This window comes from Gluconobacter sp. OJB (assembly GCF_039638275.1).
GTDB classification, from domain to species: domain Bacteria; phylum Pseudomonadota; class Alphaproteobacteria; order Acetobacterales; family Acetobacteraceae; genus Gluconobacter; species Gluconobacter cerevisiae.
In genome coordinates this window covers 1-16,521 of the sequence record NZ_JBDIWH010000002.1, presented here as the reverse complement: position 1 = coordinate 16,521, position 16,521 = coordinate 1, and the positions used below count along the sequence as shown (strand labels likewise).

General features: G+C 59.9%; 20 protein-coding genes and 1 pseudogene. 12 read left to right on the top strand and 9 right to left on the bottom strand.

What is annotated here, in order from left to right; translation table 11 throughout:
* Genes ABDK74_RS13275 through ABDK74_RS13255 form a run of 5 tightly spaced genes read left to right on the top strand, consistent with a single transcriptional unit; the run spans nt 1 to nt 4,418 of the window.
* Entirely contained in the window at nt 1–1,110 is a 1,110-nt protein-coding gene (locus ABDK74_RS13275) for a type IV pilus twitching motility protein PilT (protein ID WP_234781720.1), read from the top strand.
* Complete coding sequence (gene icmT / locus ABDK74_RS13270) at nt 1,110–1,358, top strand: IcmT/TraK family protein (protein ID WP_023945842.1); 249 nt, start codon at nt 1,110–1,112, stop codon at nt 1,356–1,358. Before ABDK74_RS13275 ends, icmT begins: the two co-directional genes overlap by 1 nt.
* Entirely contained in the window at nt 1,355–1,726 is a 372-nt protein-coding gene (locus tag ABDK74_RS13265; RefSeq protein ID WP_023945843.1) for a hypothetical protein, read from the top strand. The genes icmT and ABDK74_RS13265 overlap by 4 nt, the downstream gene beginning before the upstream one ends.
* A gap of 59 nt (nt 1,727–1,785) precedes the next feature.
* Entirely contained in the window at nt 1,786–2,166 is a 381-nt protein-coding gene (locus ABDK74_RS13260; RefSeq protein WP_346004252.1) for a hypothetical protein, read from the top strand.
* A 2-nt stretch (nt 2,167–2,168) separates the two neighbouring features.
* Nucleotides 2,169–4,418: a type IV secretion protein DotL gene (locus ABDK74_RS13255; protein WP_346004251.1), complete on the top strand. Its 2,250-nt coding sequence runs from the start codon at nt 2,169–2,171 to the stop codon at nt 4,416–4,418.
* Nucleotides 4,419–4,459: 41 nt separating this feature from the next.
* On the opposite strand, the gene mobF is transcribed toward ABDK74_RS13255, so the two are convergent.
* The 4 genes from mobF to ABDK74_RS13235 form a co-directional block, all read right to left on the bottom strand.
* Complete coding sequence (gene mobF, locus ABDK74_RS13250) at nt 4,460–7,663, bottom strand: MobF family relaxase (protein WP_346004250.1); 3,204 nt, start codon at nt 7,661–7,663, stop codon at nt 4,460–4,462.
* Complete coding sequence (locus ABDK74_RS13245) at nt 7,660–7,938, bottom strand: hypothetical protein (protein WP_346004249.1); 279 nt, start codon at nt 7,936–7,938, stop codon at nt 7,660–7,662. The genes mobF and ABDK74_RS13245 overlap by 4 nt, the downstream gene beginning before the upstream one ends.
* A gap of 104 nt (nt 7,939–8,042) precedes the next feature.
* A complete protein-coding gene (locus tag ABDK74_RS13240) occupies nt 8,043–8,426 on the bottom strand; it encodes a type II toxin-antitoxin system PemK/MazF family toxin (RefSeq protein ID WP_346004248.1) in 384 nt (127 codons plus the stop codon).
* The gene (locus ABDK74_RS13235) at nt 8,416–8,652 is read right to left on the bottom strand and encodes a BrnA antitoxin family protein (protein WP_231100982.1); all 237 of its coding nucleotides are present in this window, start codon (nt 8,650–8,652) and stop codon (nt 8,416–8,418) included. The genes ABDK74_RS13240 and ABDK74_RS13235 overlap by 11 nt, the downstream gene beginning before the upstream one ends.
* Nucleotides 8,653–8,954: 302 nt before the next feature.
* Here ABDK74_RS13235 and ABDK74_RS13230 point away from each other — a divergent pair, with 302 nt between their 5' ends.
* From ABDK74_RS13230 to ABDK74_RS13215, 4 genes are all read left to right on the top strand, one after another.
* Nucleotides 8,955–9,836, top strand: coding sequence for a hypothetical protein (locus tag ABDK74_RS13230; protein ID WP_346004247.1), 882 nt, complete (start codon nt 8,955–8,957; stop codon nt 9,834–9,836).
* Nucleotides 9,837–9,928: 92 nt separating this feature from the next.
* Nucleotides 9,929–10,738 (top strand): hypothetical protein, encoded by an 810-nt coding sequence (locus tag ABDK74_RS13225; RefSeq protein WP_346004246.1) that lies wholly within the window; start codon nt 9,929–9,931, stop codon nt 10,736–10,738.
* A complete protein-coding gene (locus tag ABDK74_RS13220) occupies nt 10,735–11,556 on the top strand; it encodes a hypothetical protein (protein WP_064275695.1) in 822 nt (273 codons plus the stop codon). The genes ABDK74_RS13225 and ABDK74_RS13220 overlap by 4 nt, the downstream gene beginning before the upstream one ends.
* On the top strand, nt 11,553–12,197 hold the full coding sequence (locus ABDK74_RS13215; protein ID WP_346004245.1) for a hypothetical protein: 645 nt from the start codon (nt 11,553–11,555) through the stop codon (nt 12,195–12,197). Before ABDK74_RS13220 ends, ABDK74_RS13215 begins: the two co-directional genes overlap by 4 nt.
* Before the next feature lie 161 nt (nt 12,198–12,358).
* Here the strand turns inward: ABDK74_RS13215 and ABDK74_RS13210 are convergent, their stop codons facing one another.
* Nucleotides 12,359–12,580 (bottom strand): hypothetical protein, encoded by a 222-nt coding sequence (locus ABDK74_RS13210; protein ID WP_346004244.1) that lies wholly within the window; start codon nt 12,578–12,580, stop codon nt 12,359–12,361.
* Nucleotides 12,581–12,672: 92 nt separating this feature from the next.
* Nucleotides 12,673–13,329, bottom strand: a complete 657-nt coding sequence (locus tag ABDK74_RS13205) for a hypothetical protein (RefSeq protein ID WP_346004243.1) — start codon at nt 13,327–13,329, stop codon at nt 12,673–12,675.
* Between the two features lie 250 nt (nt 13,330–13,579).
* Here ABDK74_RS13205 and ABDK74_RS13200 point away from each other — a divergent pair, with 250 nt between their 5' ends.
* Nucleotides 13,580–13,747 carry a hypothetical protein gene (locus ABDK74_RS13200; protein WP_346004242.1) on the top strand — a complete coding sequence of 56 codons (168 nt, stop codon included), beginning with the start codon at nt 13,580–13,582 and terminating at the stop codon, nt 13,745–13,747.
* Between the two features lie 352 nt (nt 13,748–14,099).
* On the opposite strand, the gene ABDK74_RS13195 is transcribed toward ABDK74_RS13200, so the two are convergent.
* The 3 genes and pseudogenes from ABDK74_RS13195 to ssb all read right to left on the bottom strand — a co-directional run.
* The gene (locus ABDK74_RS13195) at nt 14,100–14,273 is read right to left on the bottom strand and encodes a hypothetical protein (protein WP_346004241.1); all 174 of its coding nucleotides are present in this window, start codon (nt 14,271–14,273) and stop codon (nt 14,100–14,102) included.
* Between the two features lie 280 nt (nt 14,274–14,553).
* Nucleotides 14,554–14,826: a hypothetical protein gene (locus ABDK74_RS13190; RefSeq protein ID WP_024717183.1), complete on the bottom strand. Its 273-nt coding sequence runs from the start codon at nt 14,824–14,826 to the stop codon at nt 14,554–14,556.
* Between the two features lie 132 nt (nt 14,827–14,958).
* Nucleotides 14,959–15,336 (bottom strand): annotated as a pseudogene (gene ssb / locus ABDK74_RS13185) (single-stranded DNA-binding protein); the annotation flags it as partial.
* A gap of 224 nt (nt 15,337–15,560) precedes the next feature.
* Between ssb and ABDK74_RS13180 the strand changes: the two are divergent.
* Nucleotides 15,561–15,728, top strand: coding sequence for a hypothetical protein (locus ABDK74_RS13180; RefSeq protein WP_155723042.1), 168 nt, complete (start codon nt 15,561–15,563; stop codon nt 15,726–15,728).
* A gap of 375 nt (nt 15,729–16,103) precedes the next feature.
* Nucleotides 16,104–16,521: IS110 family transposase (locus ABDK74_RS13175; protein WP_346004239.1), on the top strand; the 418-nt coding region annotated here is incomplete at its 3' end.

The following is a 16,521-nucleotide window of genomic DNA, read 5'->3' as shown; positions in this document are numbered from 1 at the left end:
ATGCTATGGCCACACGACGGGGAGCCCTTGCGGGGCAATACGCTGGACCAGTTCCTGATCTGGTGTTCCGAGGCCGAGTGCTCCCGGATCGAAATCCAGACAGATACGCCCGTGATGGTGCGCCTCCATGGCGAAAACCATCAGGTCACGCGTGATGGCAGTCTGCCAGGGGAAGTCGAGGATGCGGTCAACTACATCTTCCGGTCAGCGACGGGAGTAACCAACCTCAAAAACGGTGATCCGATCGACGTCGGGCATACAATCTGGCCTGATCGCAAAAAAAGGCGATATCCCTTTCGGCTGAATGCCGTCAGCTCGCAGGTCGGGGCGGATGCGGGCATTTCGCTGACCTTCCGGCCCCTGGTTGACATCCCCCGCCCGCTGGAGGACCAGCACGTAGAGCCTCAACTGCTGGACGCGCTCCATGGAGAACAGGGCATTTTCCTGATCTGCGGCGCCACGGGCTCAGGGAAATCAACGCTGATTGGCGGCATCAACCGGGCCCGACTTGAAGATCCGGATATCCACTGCAACCTGATCGAAGCGTCAGCCCCCCTTGAGATCCTCTATGATCGCGTCGAACGTCGCAACTCAGCGGTCACGCAACTCGAGATTCCCCGGAACCTCCGGAGTTTTTCCGAATTTGTCCGCGCGTCCATGCGTCGCGAGCCAACCGACATCGTCGTGGGCGAGTGCCGTGATCCCCAGACCATGGAAGCGTCGATCCAGGCCGGGATCTCTGGCCATCGCCTCCTGAGCTCTCTTCATACGAACAGCTGCTCTTCCACTGTCCGACGTGTTCAGGCGCTCTGCCCCGCTGATCAGCGGGACAGCCTGACAATTTCGTTCGTCGAGAACCTCCGTCTTCTGGTGAACCAGAGGCTGCTGAAGTCGACCGACGGCAAGAGGACACCCATTCGGGAGTTCCTGCCCGTGACCCGCGCCATTCGAACCCGCCTGCTGGATGCCCCGCGGGATCGCTGGCCGAACATCACGCAGGCCGCTGTCGAAGAGCACGGACAGACTTTCGCTCAATCCATCGCTGCGGCTGTGAAGCAGGGCAGAATCACAGAAGCCGTCGCCGCCGCTGCCATGAAGGAAGAAAACTGATGTGGCGCTTTACCGCGGACCCGGTCCGCCTTCTCATTATCGACGCCCGTGCGCTTGCGCCGTTCGCTCTGTGGATCGCTCACATGCGCGAATGGACGTTTATCCTTGCCATAATCGGGGTCCTGTTCTTCAGCATTCTGGCATGGCTCGGCCTGACGCTTCCCGTGGCCGTGCGCATGCTCCGGGTCATTCTGTATGGCCCGGTTCGCCCTCGTCTTCCCTCCTGGAAAAAGCGTGATTACGCATGAGCGATCTTGATGACCTGGTGCGGTGCTGCACGACCCTGATTGAGACGCAGGGATACCGCTTCGAGACGGGCATCCCAGGTGTGGGTGCCCTGCCGGCGTGGCGTGTTGCCCAGACAAACGTGCTTCTGCCGGTATTGCTCCGGCTCGCTGAGGAGTTCTGGAGATCTGAAACAAAAGGAGCCGGCTTCGGCCTCAAGCTCGAGCCAGACACACTAAGCGTGACGGGCTACACACTGACGGGGCTCTACCACGTCCCGCTGTCGATCGCTCTTCTGGCGCTCAACGCTGTGCTCAGAACCATTGCCGATGCTGAAGGACGCATCACCCTCGAAGCTCTGACGACCTACACACAAACGGTCACGGGCTGATCCGCACTCACAAACGCCTGTCAGATACTGCACAGGCGTCTAACTTGCTGAGGTCCGCGATGATCATTTCCGTTCCACCTGACACACAGTCTGTTTCTATTCGTCGTGAAGGGGAACGGACCATCATCGTTCTCGACCACGACACGCTTTCAGAGGGGGCTGACAGTCCGCGCGCCCTCCCGGTAGAAGAGATCGCCACTGAACGGCAACCACAAAGAGCCAGACGTATCCCCCTTCCGATGATCGCTGGCGTCTGCCTGATTGTTCTCGGTGCCGCTGTTGGCCACCGGCTGTGGTCGCCCGCGAAAAGCAGTGGTCCACATACAACCGACACCTTGCAGATGCCGCTACTCCGCGCCCCTGAATCCGCGACACGCCGTTCCATCCCCGCCGCGCCTGAAGCCGCCCCGGTACCCAACGCAGCGTTCGGGCTGGAATAATCATGGCGACGATCAGACGCCGCATAGACGGTCCGCAGGATTTTCACGAACAAAAGGGTGGGCTGGCATTCCGCGACACCCGAAGCGTTCCTCACCAGGTCGCGGAAATCCTGCGATCCGGGCTCTCGTCCATCGGGCTCGTTGCAATAGCCGGCGTGGCCGTCACTGTTCCCGCGCTGACAACCGCCATCGTACCATTGGCCGTCGCCTATGCCGGCTATGTCCTGACGCGGCCGGTGACGTTGCCTCTTCGCTTGCCGGCCAACGCAAAGGGAAAGGACTACGGCAATCCTCAGCCGGACCCAAAACGACCTGGCGTCGAAATCCCGGGCAAGCCTTCTGGAGACTGGCTGATAGGCTGGGATGAAGTCACGGCCCAACAGGTCTGGCTGTCCGGCAATGATATGACGATGCATGCCATTCTGCCCGGCTCCACCGGGTCCGGCAAAACGCAGTTCATTTACAGTCTTCTGTGCAATGCCCTGGCACAGGGCGGCGGGTTTACGATTGTCGACGGCAAAGCCTCAAACAACCTTGCCTTCTCCGTTGCAGCCATGGCGAGACGATGGGGCCGAGAGGCAGACCTGCGCTTCATCAATATGATGGTGTCAGCCGGCGACAGGAAGACCAACACCTGGAACCCCTTTTCCTCTGTCAATGCTGAGGGCATGACCGAGCTTCTGCTCACGCTCTTTCTGCCGGAAGACAAAAAAGGCGGAGGGGGTAACTCCGCGCATTTCCGCGACAGGGCCGAAGCGCTTATTCGCGGCATGTCCTATGTCTTCGTCTGGGTCCGGGACAACCTTGGCATTCCGATCATGTCCGAGACGATCCGCACGATGTTCTCTGACATCGTGAAACTGCGCGATCTCTACCAGGATCAGATCTTCACCTACTATGATGCGGATGCAGCTGAGACGCGAAAAGTCGAACTGCCGCCCGAGTTTGACCGGACCCTGCTGAACCCGGTCCGCGACTACGTGACAGAGACGGGTGGCTTTTCGAACACCAAAAGCGTGGGAGACCAGGACAAGGTTCGCGAGCAGCATTCCTATGTGGTGGGTGGCTTCGGCAAAACCTTTACCCAGATGAGTTCCACGCTGGGGCATATCTTCCGGTGCAATATCGGCGATGTGGACTTCCGGGACGTCATCTTCAATCGGCGCATCCTGGTCGTTCTTCTCCCCTCGCTCGAAAACCACCCGGACACGAACGCTGCCCTGGGCAAGGCCGTCATCACGGCGCTTCGTTACGCACTTGCGGCGGCACTCGGCACCTCGATTGAGGGCGACTATGAGGACCGCGTCGTGAATCGCGCGTCGTCCTCCACGGTGCCCTATCCTCTGGTTCTGGACGAAGTCGGTCAGTTCGCGACACGCGGGATCGACGCCATGATGGCGTTGGGTCGCGAGCTGAACATTTCCCTGCTGATCTCGTTTCAGGAAGTGGGTACCCTCTACGCCACGCTCGGTAAGGATTTGACCGTTCCGCTTCTCGGCAATCCCAAGCTGAAGATCTTTGAAAATATCGAGGATTCTGGTCCAACCCGGGAGTGGATCGAACAGTCAGGTGGAACGATGCCTGTCAGCGTCCTCCCCGGCTTCGACAGTTCCAACCCTCTGGGCGTCTATGCGGACCAGCAGCGCGCAGACATCCGGGACGTCAAGCGGATCTCCTGGAGCGATGTGCAGAACCTCCGACAGGGGCAGGCGATCATTCTCTTCCGAGGAAAGCGCATCTACACGCGACTGTTCTATGCCGGCATCAAGCCAGAGGGCGTGAACAGGGTGTTCCCCACAGTTTCAGCGGCTCCCGCTCTTGAAGCTCCTGTCTCGGAGGAACCGACCACGGAAGCAGATGACGTGGCTCGGCGTCTTCAGGAGGGGCGCGATCGGATCGAAAAGGGCGATCTCCGGCCGTTGACCGGAGTTCTGGGAGATCTGTATCAGCGGCTCGGCGTCGTTCTCAATACGGAAGGCACGCCCCTACAGGACGCGCAGGAACTCCTGAACCTGCTTTTTTCTGACGAGACTTCGGCAGAAGACAAACCTTTTGCAAAGCTGTTTGAGACCCTCGTTCCTCCGTCCGCTCAGTTGCCCCGCACGACGGAATCACTTCATCCGGATCTTGACCGAGCACTCCTGACCGAGCTGGTGACGTTCGAGACGGCGCTTGGACTGGATGAGCGGGCGGCCGTCGAGGCAGTCACGCACGCCCTGAATCTCTATGCGCGTGGCAAAGAACTCGCATAGCACCTGAGGCGGCATGTGCCGTGCCGCCTCCTTCTTCAAACCTACATCCCCCGGCCTGCGCCACGAACCCGCGTGCGATCGCGCTCCCGCTCTTCTGCCTGTGCGGCGGCGCGAGCCCGCTGCAGCCGGTCTTTGGCCTGTTGCGTCCTCCGACGTTCCTGCAGATCTTCAACCCGCCGCGCTGCATTCAGGGCGTCCTGCGCGGCATAGCCGGCCTTGCGCAGCTTGCGACTGACATCGTCCCACTGCGCGCGCGGGACATCCCGGATCGGGGCTTCCTCAACCTGCCGTCGAACCTGACCGCCCGGTGACTGCCCCTTCTGCCGGGTCCGCTCATTGACGTGGTTCTGCCGGATCCAGCGCGTATTGGCTTCTTCGTGCGCAAGACGGGCTTTTGCCAGATCGACGGCCAGCGACTTGTAGGGATGACGCCCCATGTCCGACGCCAGACGGTCATACAGATCGTTGACCGTCACCGGCCGGATGTCACCCAGAGCCCGCGAAAACGTCTCGGCCTCCCGGAGAGACCCTTCCGACACGGCCGTCCAGCAACGATGAACATGCCGGCTTTCGGCAACATAGGAGGTAAAGCCGGTCATGGCCGAAGATCCACGCGGCATGGCGTTGATATGCTCATCGGACGTCACACCCTGCGCCGCATCGACCGTCATGGCATGACCAAAGCCAAGACGGACGCGTCCGGTCTTCGGGTCGGCCAGCCGGGTCCAGGGCACCAGCCCTTCCCGTCCCTTCGCATTCTGTAACACCAGCCCCTCATCGGACCAGCCTTTGACGGTCGTGAAGTCGCCATTCGAACCCAGATCACGCCAGCGGCGCCCATGGGCCGTGTCCATCCGGACACTCGTTTTCGCAAACAGCCGAACCCTGTCACCGACAGCGAGAGGCAGCTCATAGGTGACGCCACGCTGATCGATCGCGGCCTTGACGATCTCCTCCTGCCCGATCTCGCCACGCTTGCGCAGCCGGTCCCGGACGGCACGACTGAGATCCATGACGTCTTCGTTCGTTGGCGCCGACATGGTGATACCCCGCTCCGATCCGGCCTGCGTCAGCATATCGCGGCGGCGAAGATACAGGTCAGCGATCTGCTCAACAACCTGGTCATGGTCGCCCCCCACAAGTCGGATTGTGCCGTCCTTGCGCTTCATATCGATGGCTTCACGCGCCCGGGCAATATCGGCTTTCTTCTGTTCGTCCTCGGTCTGGCTTAGATCGCGGCCGGGACTGCGGAACATGCTGGCGATCTGCCGACCACGCGCGGACTTCTGGCGGATCGTGCTCAACAGCTCCGGACGCGCTTCTTTGGGCATAACACGCAAAAGCAGTTCCACAGCGTCACCGGCCTCGATCGCCTGGGCCTGTTCCCGGTCGCCCACCACCCGAAGGGCAAACCCCTTTTCCTGCTGAAGCTGGAGGATCTCAAGCAGCTGACGCGGGGAGACCTGACTGACTTCATCAAGGACCAGAACCGACTGGCGATCGAGCTCGATCTTCCCCTGCGCCAGACCGTCCAGGAGCGGTGTCATCGCGTAGGTCTGGGAAATGCCCGCATCCTTCAGCGCATCGGCCTGACGCCAGGCAATGGCCGCGCCAATGACGGTGCGACCATCCTCTTGCCAGGCATCGACCAGAGGCTTCAGAAGCGTCGTTTTGCCGGAGCCCGCGACACCGATCAGGAAGCCTAGACCGCCCGCCTGACCAAGCGCATTGATGGCCGCAAGCTGCGCGGCGCCGTGGGCCGGCTCGCGCGTGAAGTCGAGACCCGACCGGGCGACGGCTGCGGCGATCTGCTCGTCACTGAGCGCACCGTCCCGCGTGCGCGCCGACAGGCCGGCAAGACGGGCCATGTCCTTTTCGAGGGCGATCTGGGCACTTGTCGCGACCCGGAGGCGGCCGTCCTGCTCGCGCTCCAGAAAGCGAACCTGTTGGCCGTCGATCTCAATGCCGCGCTCCTGGATCAAATCGGCAATCCGCTCGACGTCCTGCATGCCTTCAATGCCAGCCGCAATGAGACCCCGTGCGGCATGGGTCCGGAACGTGTCCCGGTCGAGAACAGCAGCTGTCCGAAACTCCTCAGCCAATTTCTTCGCCGCAATCGCATAAGCCAGTTCGTAGCGCTCAGCGCGCCCTAATGGCTGGACTTTCTCATTGGTCAGGACAGTATCGTGATACCACCCGATGTCGTGAGCCTGCTCAAGCCAGAACTCCCTGTCGTTGCTGCCATTGTACTTCTTTGAGCGGTAAGCGAGATTTGCGTTGTGAAGGATTGAAAACTTCCGCTCGGCCGACAGATCGTTCCAGTCTAGGCCCTGCCGTTTGGCATAGGCTTTTCCCATTTTCTCCGCCTGGGAATGCCGCTTTGAAAAAAGCTCACAGGCTTCTCTCGGCACACCATCAATCGCGATTGCGCGGCCGCTCTCGTCGACATGCACCGCGATACCGAGCTTGCGAAGTTCGCTTGCAAGTTCCGCCTGGAAATACGCCCCGAACATGAAAGACGTCGCACTGGTAATGCGAGCACTGTCCAGCGAACCCAAATGGCCGCTTTCGGTCGCCACGGCATTCAAAAGCAGATTGTGAATATGCGCCTGTGGATCCCCCGGCACCGGAACTTCCACCGCCGCCGTGGGGCCTTTTGCGCCATCCTGAATCTTCATGACCGGTCGTGCCGTGTAGTGCCGGAACGATACCCACGCGACTTCCCCCCGTTCCAGCGTGGCTGTCTTTCCTGACCCTCTGCGCGCCACGCCAACCTCTTTGGCAATAAACGCCATAGCCTTGTCGTTGGCCTTGTGAATTGCGCTCCAGATGAGCGCCCGCTCGGCATCCGTCGACGCAAATTCAGCGGCAAGCGTCACTGATTTATCGGGTGACGCTGTGAAGTCGATGGCCGAGTGCTCACGCTTCCGGCCTGTGTTGGCCCATTTTTCACCTGTGTCAGCGCGCTTCGCTTCGAACAGATTGGCCAGCGCCTGGTCTGTCGGCACCTTCATGACGTCAATGCCGAGCGCATCAGCGATCCGGGGGCCTATATCTGGCGACCACATTCCCCGCCCATCACGTCCGGTATAGTAAGTTGTCAGCCTGTCACCTGTATCACGGGTCGGATCACTCCGTTCCCGTTCAAAGCGGGCATCCTTCTCCGGCTCGGACTGATTCTCTCTCAGATAGGCGACGATTAGCTTGCCGGCACCTGCCGCAGAAATCTTCCGGTAAGTGATCATCTTTCAGCCGACGCAGAGAAGGTGGAAGCTTCAAGCCGGCCAAGCTGCGCCGAAATTGTCTCAAGAGCGGCACCCTGCTGTTCCATGGCCTGGGCCATGCGCGCGACGACCTCGACCAGGCCCTCGCCTTCTTCTGCTTTCTCTGGAGGGCTGACCATCTGGTGGATTTGGGCGAGCGTCTCCCCGATCTGATCCAGCCGTTGCAAAACGAGGAGCTGAAACGGCGCTTCGCGATCTACCGGTTGCGGGAGGTCAAATACTTTTTCGTCTGGCATGCATCGTCTCCGTGGGCAAAGGAGACATTTTGCTCGAGGTGGTTGTGAGTGCTCGCCGACAGAAACTGTCGCTCCGAGCCCACATCGTCTCGGAGACTATCTGCCTAGCCGTCGCATCCCACCAGGAGCGCAATCTGACGTCTGATGGCAGCAAGCTGATCGGATCTCACTTTGCTGCCTGTCACGGTGACACGTTGCTTGGATGTGGTGGTGAGCAGAGCACTGACCGCCCAACAGGGCTTGGTGCAGCCGTTATCAGCCGTTGGGTCGATCCGTACCGCCAGATCCGGAATGACGAGGTTCTCATCGTCAGTCATCGGCACGAGCATCACGTTCGGCCATTCAGGCGGAAAGAGGTCGTCTTCGACAACAACAGCCGGCCGACGCTTGTTGGGCTCCTTCGGCAGCGCATCTCCACGCCAGTCTGCCAGCACAATTTCTCCAGGCGAGAAGATCGCTGCCATGGCGACCGGCCGATCAGGAGCCATGGGTTCCTCCAGCCTCTTCAAAAAGCGCCTGGGCGGAAGGCGTCGCAGCGACGTAGCGGGCAACACGCGCACTGTCCCTGCGGATCCGGTCTCGGCGCGCACTCTTTGCCCCTGTCTCCAGCAGATCACGAATGAGCTGGCTCAGAGGGATACCGCGTGCCGTTGCTTCCTGCTCCAGGTCAGTGCGCAGCCGCTCGTCCAGACGGATCGAAAGGGGGGATGCCATGACACACTCCATACATTCAGAACGTCGTTAACGTAGCGCAATTTCGTAGTGCAAAACAATATATTTGGCAGGGCAGAATGCGCCGAGATGCCTTCGGCCTCGGCCCGCCCCTGCCCCGCCGGATGCAACACCCGCAGGGTGGCGCGAAGCGCAAACTGAAAGTTTGCATTTGTGTATGGAAAAAGAAAAAACCTGCAACGATCTTGCCTCGATCTTAGAACGACAGCGCAGCGATAACGGCACGATCTTTGACACGATGCGAGGGTAATGCTAGGCGTAGCTCAACGAGGAAGGACGCAGACATGAGTGCAGCGATGGCAGTGGGGGGAACCGACGGCGCAATGTTCACCGCATTGCTGGGCTGTCAGCGCGGAACATGGGCGCACTCTCCGCTTTTCCAGTGGATGACCAATAACTATGAGGCGATGACGCAGGCCATCACGGGCAAAAAGGTCCGCTGGCAGAAGATGAGCGAGGCTGCGGAATCCGCTGGCCTTACGAATGTGAATGGAGAGCCGCCAAAGCCTGCGACTGTCCGCAGTACGTGGTACCGTGTCCGCAAGGCTGTCGGTGCGATGCAAAGGCAAAAAGAAGAAGCCCGCAACACAGCTTTGGCAGCTCGTGCCGCAGCCCGAGCGGCCTCTCAGGCACAAAAGCAGGATGACGCTGAAGGACGGGAGACACTGAACCGTCGCATAGCGGAAGCCGATGCGGACCTTCGCGAAAAGCAGTTACAGGACGCCCGCGATCGCAGCCGGTCAGTCCTGTATCCTGAAACGGTCCCGCAGGTACGGACTGAAGCCGCCCCGCCAGAAGAACGTGAGGCCGCTCCTGCCTTGAAAATCGGACGGGTGGCCGAGTTTGTTGTCATGAGAAAGCAGGCTCCACGCTATGGCAGGGACCGGGACATTCCTCTACCACCGCCCTATGTTGGTCCACGTCCCGCAGGAATGCCGAAGGATCTGCCACTTGAAGCCCTCATGCCACTTGAGGCTTCTGGGCGAACTCCCGAGGGCAAACTCGACTTCGAACAAATGCCGGGTCTGCCGCGCCGTTCCTTCTTTGACAGAGACCGGGAATGGGCACTTGCCTGCCTACCCATGATTGAGGTCATCCCCCCGCGCGAACGGAGCAAACCTCTCAAAGCGATGTTTTGTCTTTTGAAAATGAAGATCGGACGCTAATCCGCGCCCACCTGAGCTGTCTGCACTCACAACGGGATCTGGGAAAATGATCGAGCCGTCTTTGGCGGATCATTCAATGTCAGGAAACCAATGTGACCGAAAAACCAAAACGCCTTTCAACGCCTGAGCTGCATGAAGCGATTATAAAGTCTCTCGAACTACGCTCCCTGATCAAGGCCGGACGTGGAAATCTTGGTGGAACGACTTGCCTCGCTCCGCTTGCGGAGCGAGCCATTTTTCAGGGGCGGCCTCTTCTTCTGGGGGACGGAGATGTTCGTAACCCCGGCATTTCCCTGTTCAAAGAGATTTATAAAACTCACGGGCTTCCTTGCCCGTCAAACGAGGAAGCCGGCCACCTGAAAGAATGGTTTGCCAACAGCTTCAACGAAGCGGCCATGCGCAAGTCGTCCCTGATGATCGACATCGGGGGGGGCGACAGAACCTTGGAGGAATGGGCCGCCGAAGATGACATCATCGGTGCGGCGGATGCCGTCGGTGTTCCGGTCACAGGCCTGTTCATGTGTGGCTCCCAGCCCGGTGACATCGCCTACCTTGAAAAGCTGTGGGCCAGCGGCCAGTTCCGGCCCCGCCGTGGCATCATCGTCCTCAACGAATGGACCGTTCCGGCCGGGCATAAGCCGGACACTGTTTTCAACCCGATCATGAATGATGAGCGCCTTATGAACGTGGCGGGGATGGAAACTGAATTTCTGCGGATTCCAAAGCTATCCTGCATGAAAGAAGTACTGGCGAGTGGCCTGACTTTCCATGACGCCGCCGCGGGTAAGCCGGGACAGGACGGAACGCCCCTCGGTCCGATGCGTCAGTGGCTTGTCAAAAACTGGCTGGAGAAAATCGAGGAAAACATCTCGGATGCAGGTATCGAAGACTGGCTGCCATGAGACGGAGCCGCAAATCCGAGCCGGATCTGCTCGACCGGCTGAAAACAGGCGCCAATCCCTTTGGAGGGATTGGCAACCGGAGATTTCTCGACCTCCTTGCAGACGGAGAGCAACACTTCGTCTGTTACAATGCGGTGGGGGAAGCTGAGCATCTTGATGTGACCGATCTCGGCGTCACCATCCGCTCCCTCTCCACCATCCGGTTTCCGGTGGGGGTATCGTTCTGGGAGTGGGAGCCCAATGGAACGGAGCGGCTTCCGCCGCTTCGAAAAAACAGCGTGCCGACCCGTTGTGGATTTCTGGTGATCGCGGATCAGTCAGGGCAGCGCGGGATGTTGCATTATGCAGACTACCGTCCGCGCATGAAACTACACGGCAGGCCCATGGCAACAGTCTATCCGGTTTCTTTGACGTTCGATCTCCGGGATGACTGCGCTCCACCGGACACGCCACTCTTTTTTGGCGATGAAAGCCATTACACCCACCAGCCTGATCTTCCTCCCGAGGCTCTGACGGCGTTTGACGTCGAGGCGAGCCCGAAGGATGCGGCGGCGCTGATGAGCCATTTTGGAGCGATGCCCTCCCCGCTCTACAAGAACAATCCTGAACTCGCCTTCCCTCAGGATGTGTCTTTGTTCTCGTCGAAAGACTGGGAGCTTTTCCAGTCCTTGGCCGATGACCTGATTCATGAGGCCACACCGTTTATGTGCATGCAGTTGGTCATTCGGGCATCGCATGTCCGCAGTTGGGCTATCGAACAAGGCACCGGGGCGGGGCTTCGGAAGGTTACCCTGTACGATACCGAGGTCCTGACATGAGTGAACTCACAGACAACGGGACGCTTGACGGACTGGCCGAGGCGGGTCGGCTGATGGAGGAAGCCGCCCGGCTTGATGGCATTGATGAGCATTCTCCTCTTGGGCGATGGATCAGAGCCCAACGCAAGGGAATGGACGCCTTTGCGCGGGTTGTTCTGTCGTGTGCCTCTGAGATGCAGGATTTCAGAGGAGAAGCCCGCGACATCATCGAGATGGCGAAGCAGGAACAGACTACCCTGCGGGACCAGTTCATCGAAAGCCGTCAGCAGGTCGAAAAGCTGGGGGAAGTCGCGGCGCGGAATGTCGAGAAACAGGAACTGTTTCGAGACCGCGAATTGCAGGCTACCCTCGGGCGGATCGTCTCTGGCGTGACCTCGGAGCTGCGCAAGGAAGTTTTCGACCAGTTGCGGACGGAAATTCCGACGCATGAGCGCCAGTTCTACAAGGAAGCCCGGTGGCGCGCCTATGTGCGGATGACACTTGCAGGAGCGGTCCTCATGGGCCTCGGCTTTGCGTCTGGCTACACGTATGACGGCTATGCGGCGAGTGTTGGCCGTTATTGCGCAGAGCATCAGGCGTTCGACACGAAGGGCGCGTCATGGTGTCAGATCAACCCGCCGCCGATCCTACCAAAGTCCTGAGCGGACTCTTGCACACCCGCACCAGGGCGAAGCCCTGACGCAGCATACGTCACAGCCGCGCTTGCGCGGTTGTGTCCATTTTGGCGCGGTCTGACCGGACAACAAAAAAGGCGGCTCCCAGGGGAACCGCCTTTTGCGTGTGTGGACCTGGCCGAGGCCGATCAGGCGAGGCCGTTCGAGGCGGCCCGGATCTCGGCAGGGGTGGCACCAGCGGCGCGCGCGTCGTCTGCGGCCTTCTCAATGCTGGCATCGAAGCGGGTATTTTCCAGAAAGGTCATGAGGGCGTCCGCGATGGCGAAGCCACGCGCAAGGTGCTCCAGCCTCCTCAGGGGGAGGCTCTTGGCGCTGGCGTCGGGGACATAGGGGGCGAGTGCGTGAGACATGGGACAGGCTCCACGACCGGGCGGGGCCGGTCGCTCTTCGATGTGCAGAGGGACAGGAAGAGGCCGCGCCCTGTGGGCGCGGCGGGCCTGACTTAGAAGCCCATGGCGTCGGCCTGAACGGCGGCGACGTCACGGGAGAGGCTGCGGCCATTGTCGCGGGTGTAAGGCTTCCACGCCTGACCCATCAGTTCCTCATAGGCGGCACATGCGCCGGAAGCGACGCAGGCCAGCGCGTAAGCCTTCGCGCCGTTTTCGGCAGCGATGCGGCGCAGGCCGTCCACGCGGTTATCTGCCCCATCCACGCCCATGCGGTCTTCGTCGCGGTCGCCGTTGGCGTAGCTGTCTGCGGCATCCTTGGCGATCATGCGGCGGTTTTCATAGAAATTCGCGGCGCCATAGGCGGACCGGATGAGACCATCCACCACGCGGTCAAGGTGCATCCGCAGACCGTTGAAATTCTGCTCGCCCCGGATATAGGTCACGAGGATGGGAAACATCAGGTCGTATTGCTCGCGCACCATGTTGGACCCTGCCCCGGTCAGCTCGTCAACGTCACCGGCTTCGACACCGAACGCCAGCACGATTTTTGCCATCTGGTCTTCAGACGGAACGAGGCGGAGAATGTCTGCCAGCCCCGGAGAGGCAAGAGCCTTGGTGCGACGTTGGGCTTCACTGAAGCGACGGACAGCGGCGGGGGAGTAGTTGCCCTGAGAAGCGTTCTGGGACATTGTGTTGGATGCGTCGGACATGAAATGTACCTTTCTAGTCTAGCGAAGTCCCGGCTTGGTGTTCCAGCACTAACCGGGGCGCTTTGTCTTGAGGGCCAATCCCTCTCGACAAGTAAAAGATAGCCTTTTTGGCCTTTTCTTACAAGAGAAAAAACGCAGAAAACCGTCATAAAACGCGCTTTATTTTTGCATGACAAGTAAAAAGATTTCTTGATTACTTCATGAAGACCTGTCGTTTTCCTAGACCCATCCTGCCCGTGCGGCGAGCACATTGACGGCGACGAGAGTGGAACGACGGTGGCGTTTTCCTGAGCCCATCCTGCCACTGGCCAGGACGGTCGACGGGACAGGCCGTCAAGCCCGGAGCGTCCTGAGCAAGGGTGGCTGGTCTGCGGCTGATGCGGGGTCGCGTGCGGCCCTGCAGCAGATGCGGGCCTGACACCTGCCGCCGAGGGTCGCGGAGAGGCTTTACGGACTGGCACGGCGACTGTCAGACTGAATGCTGGATGCGAGGACGCTGTCGTGGAACGTGCCTCCCCGGACGGTCCGCAGGACTGGCCGGGGAGGTTGAGGAGCCGTCTCACGAACCGATCACCCAGTCCGAGACCGTTCGCTCAGAGGAAAGAATGCGGGTGAACCGTTACCCGGAAGGGCCGAGACGCAGGGTCCAGACGCCCGGTTGAGGGCGGCTGGACCCTGTGGCTCGGTCGAACTTGGCGACGCAGGAGCCTAGTGAGATAGAGTGAACGAACCCTTCAGGGCCGCCCCCAATCCTCTTTTGCTTTCTTTGCTCACTGCCCTGTTTTTTTCCCGGAAAAGTCCCGCGTGAGGAAAAACGCCACAAACCCGACGGCAAGCACCAGCAGACCTCCCCGGGTTGGATGCAGAAATCCCTGCCAGATCAGGAGAAGAACGGCCACCTGAATGACCAGAGCGCCGATGCGGATCGCGTTGTTTCGTGACATGGGCACAGTCTAGCTTTTTCTGCTGTCCTGGCGCAGCCCCCCTGTGGGGGGCGAGCACTGGGGGCATCAAAACTCGCGCCGGCGAGGCGCGTCCGCCTGATTGAACTAAACGAGCGGACAAAAAAAAGCGGCCCGGAGGCCGCCTGTGTCGTTTTGTCAGGAAGGACTATGCCGCTTCTGTCGTGGTCTGGCGGTCGGGAGTAACCGGCTAGCAATCCAGCCGAAAAGAGCGCAGCCACCTGCGAACGCGGCGAGCATCATCAGCAGGTTTGGGAAAAACTCATTCATCATGTTCGGTCTCCGTTGGCGTGACCTCAGTGTTCGGAATATAGCCCAGAAGCGTCCACGCGGCAATTTCAAAAGCGGCGGCGGCGAGCGCGGCTGCCAGACGCTGCCACATTGGAACGGCCGCTCCCGTGAAGAGCGGAGCCACAATCCCCGCCCCGAGGATTGCCAGCGCAAGGCTCTGGCAGCCACTTGCGAAAAGCTTCACGCGCTCGGTTGTGTGCTGCGTGGACGTGGGAGGTCTGGGAGGCAGTGTCGGCAGCATCATGGAAAAGTCTCTTCGGTGGTCATAGCGCCGGTTCCTGTGAGGAGAGTGAACGGGGACGGTCCTTTGGCAGGACCGTGCAGTGAACTGCGCACCTTAGAATGGCGCCTGATCGTCCAGTTCCTCATCCGATTGGCCCCAGCCGCCTCCTTCGCTTCCGCGGTTGCTGTCAATCAGCACCAGTTCACCCCGGAAACGGTCAATAACAACCTCTGTGGTGTAGTGCTCCTGACCGCCCTGATCTGTCCATTTACGGGTGCGGAGTTCGCCTTCGATATAGACTTTGCGGCCTTTGCGGAGGAAGCGCTCTGCGACGTCACCAGCCCGCTCATTGAAGATGACGACACGGTGCCATTCGGTGCGCTCACGGCGTTCGCCGCTCTGGCGGTCGTTCCATGTGTCAGACGTGGCGAGGGTAAAGCTCACGACCTTGGACCCGGACTGCATATTGCGGACTTCCGGGTCTTTACCAAGGTTGCCAACGAGAATGACTTTGTTAACGGAACCAGCCATGAGAGCCTCCAAGAATTAGGGAACGTATCGACTGGACTTGTTCGGCGTTATTGCCTCTGTCCATGAATAGATAATAGGTTTTTACTTGGTGCCAGTCAACGAAAAACGGCAGAAAACCGCCATTTCCGAGGAAATAAAGCCCAAGAAAAAGCTGTTTTACTTGTTGATTACTCAATGAATATTTGATGTTTTCCTAGACCCATCCTGCCCGTGCGGCGAGCACATTGACGGCGACGAGAGTGGAAGGGCTGCGTCGTTTTCCTGAGCCCATCCTGCCACCGGCCAAGACGGGCGACGGGACAGGCCGTCAGGCCCGGAGCGTCCTGAGCAAGGGTGGCTGGCCTGCGGCTGATGCGGGGTCGCGTGCGGCCCTGCAGCAGATGCGGGCCTGACACCCGCCGCCGAGGGATGTGCAGTGGCTTTACGGACTGGCACGACGACTGTCAGACTGAACGCTGGATGCGAGGACGCTGCCGTGGAACGTGCCTCCCCGGACGGTCCGCAGGACTGGCCGGGGAGGTTGAGGAGCCGTCTCACGAACAGATCACCCAGACAGGACCGTCCGTCATCGGAAAAGAACGCGGGTGAACCGTTACCCGGACGGGCCGAGACGCAGGGGCCAGACGCCCGGTTGAGGGCGGCTGGATCCTGTGGCTCGGTCGAACTTGGCGACGCAGGAGCCTAGTGAGATTGATGCGGTGAACGGCCTCTATGCCTCACTTCAGTGCTAGGGTGCTGTTGCCAGTCAGGGCATCCGGAGAAGAACAATGACAGACATTGCAGTTATCGGTCTTGATCTCGCCAAATCTGTTTTTCAAATCCATGCTGTGAATCAGCAGGGATTGCCTGTCCTCAAGCGCCAAGTTCGACGCGGCGAGCTCCTGAAGTTTTTCCAGAAACTTTCGCCATGCCTCATTGGCATGGAAGCGTGCGGCTCAGCCCATTATTGGGCACGCGAGTTTGAAGCTCTGGGACATACCGTCCGACTGATGCCACCCAACTACGTTAAGCCTTATCTCAAACGCGGTAAAACCGATGCTCGCGATGCCGAGGCTATTTGTGAAGCCGTCACACGACCGACCATGCAGTTCGTTCCTGTCAAATCTGTAGAGCAACAGTCTGTCCTGATGCTGCACAGCAGTCGCGATTTGCTGGTGAAGCAGAAAACCATGCTCATCAATGCTC

Coding starts and splice junctions, on each gene's coding strand:
- ABDK74_RS13275 (WP_234781720.1), top strand. CDS start 1: ATGCTATGGCCACACGACGGGGAGCCCTTGCGGGGCAATACGCTGGAC.
- icmT (WP_023945842.1), top strand. CDS start 1,110: ATGTGGCGCTTTACCGCGGACCCGGTCCGCCTTCTCATTATCGACGCC.
- ABDK74_RS13265 (WP_023945843.1), top strand. CDS start 1,355: ATGAGCGATCTTGATGACCTGGTGCGGTGCTGCACGACCCTGATTGAG.
- ABDK74_RS13260 (WP_346004252.1), top strand. CDS start 1,786: ATGATCATTTCCGTTCCACCTGACACACAGTCTGTTTCTATTCGTCGT.
- ABDK74_RS13255 (WP_346004251.1), top strand. CDS start 2,169: ATGGCGACGATCAGACGCCGCATAGACGGTCCGCAGGATTTTCACGAA.
- mobF (WP_346004250.1), bottom strand. CDS start 7,663: ATGATCACTTACCGGAAGATTTCTGCGGCAGGTGCCGGCAAGCTAATC.
- ABDK74_RS13245 (WP_346004249.1), bottom strand. CDS start 7,938: ATGCCAGACGAAAAAGTATTTGACCTCCCGCAACCGGTAGATCGCGAA.
- ABDK74_RS13240 (WP_346004248.1), bottom strand. CDS start 8,426: ATGGCTCCTGATCGGCCGGTCGCCATGGCAGCGATCTTCTCGCCTGGA.
- ABDK74_RS13235 (WP_231100982.1), bottom strand. CDS start 8,652: ATGGCATCCCCCCTTTCGATCCGTCTGGACGAGCGGCTGCGCACTGAC.
- ABDK74_RS13230 (WP_346004247.1), top strand. CDS start 8,955: ATGAGTGCAGCGATGGCAGTGGGGGGAACCGACGGCGCAATGTTCACC.
- ABDK74_RS13220 (WP_064275695.1), top strand. CDS start 10,735: ATGAGACGGAGCCGCAAATCCGAGCCGGATCTGCTCGACCGGCTGAAA.
- ABDK74_RS13215 (WP_346004245.1), top strand. CDS start 11,553: ATGAGTGAACTCACAGACAACGGGACGCTTGACGGACTGGCCGAGGCG.
- ABDK74_RS13210 (WP_346004244.1), bottom strand. CDS start 12,580: ATGTCTCACGCACTCGCCCCCTATGTCCCCGACGCCAGCGCCAAGAGC.
- ABDK74_RS13205 (WP_346004243.1), bottom strand. CDS start 13,329: ATGTCCGACGCATCCAACACAATGTCCCAGAACGCTTCTCAGGGCAAC.
- ABDK74_RS13195 (WP_346004241.1), bottom strand. CDS start 14,273: ATGTCACGAAACAACGCGATCCGCATCGGCGCTCTGGTCATTCAGGTG.
- ABDK74_RS13190 (WP_024717183.1), bottom strand. CDS start 14,826: ATGATGCTGCCGACACTGCCTCCCAGACCTCCCACGTCCACGCAGCAC.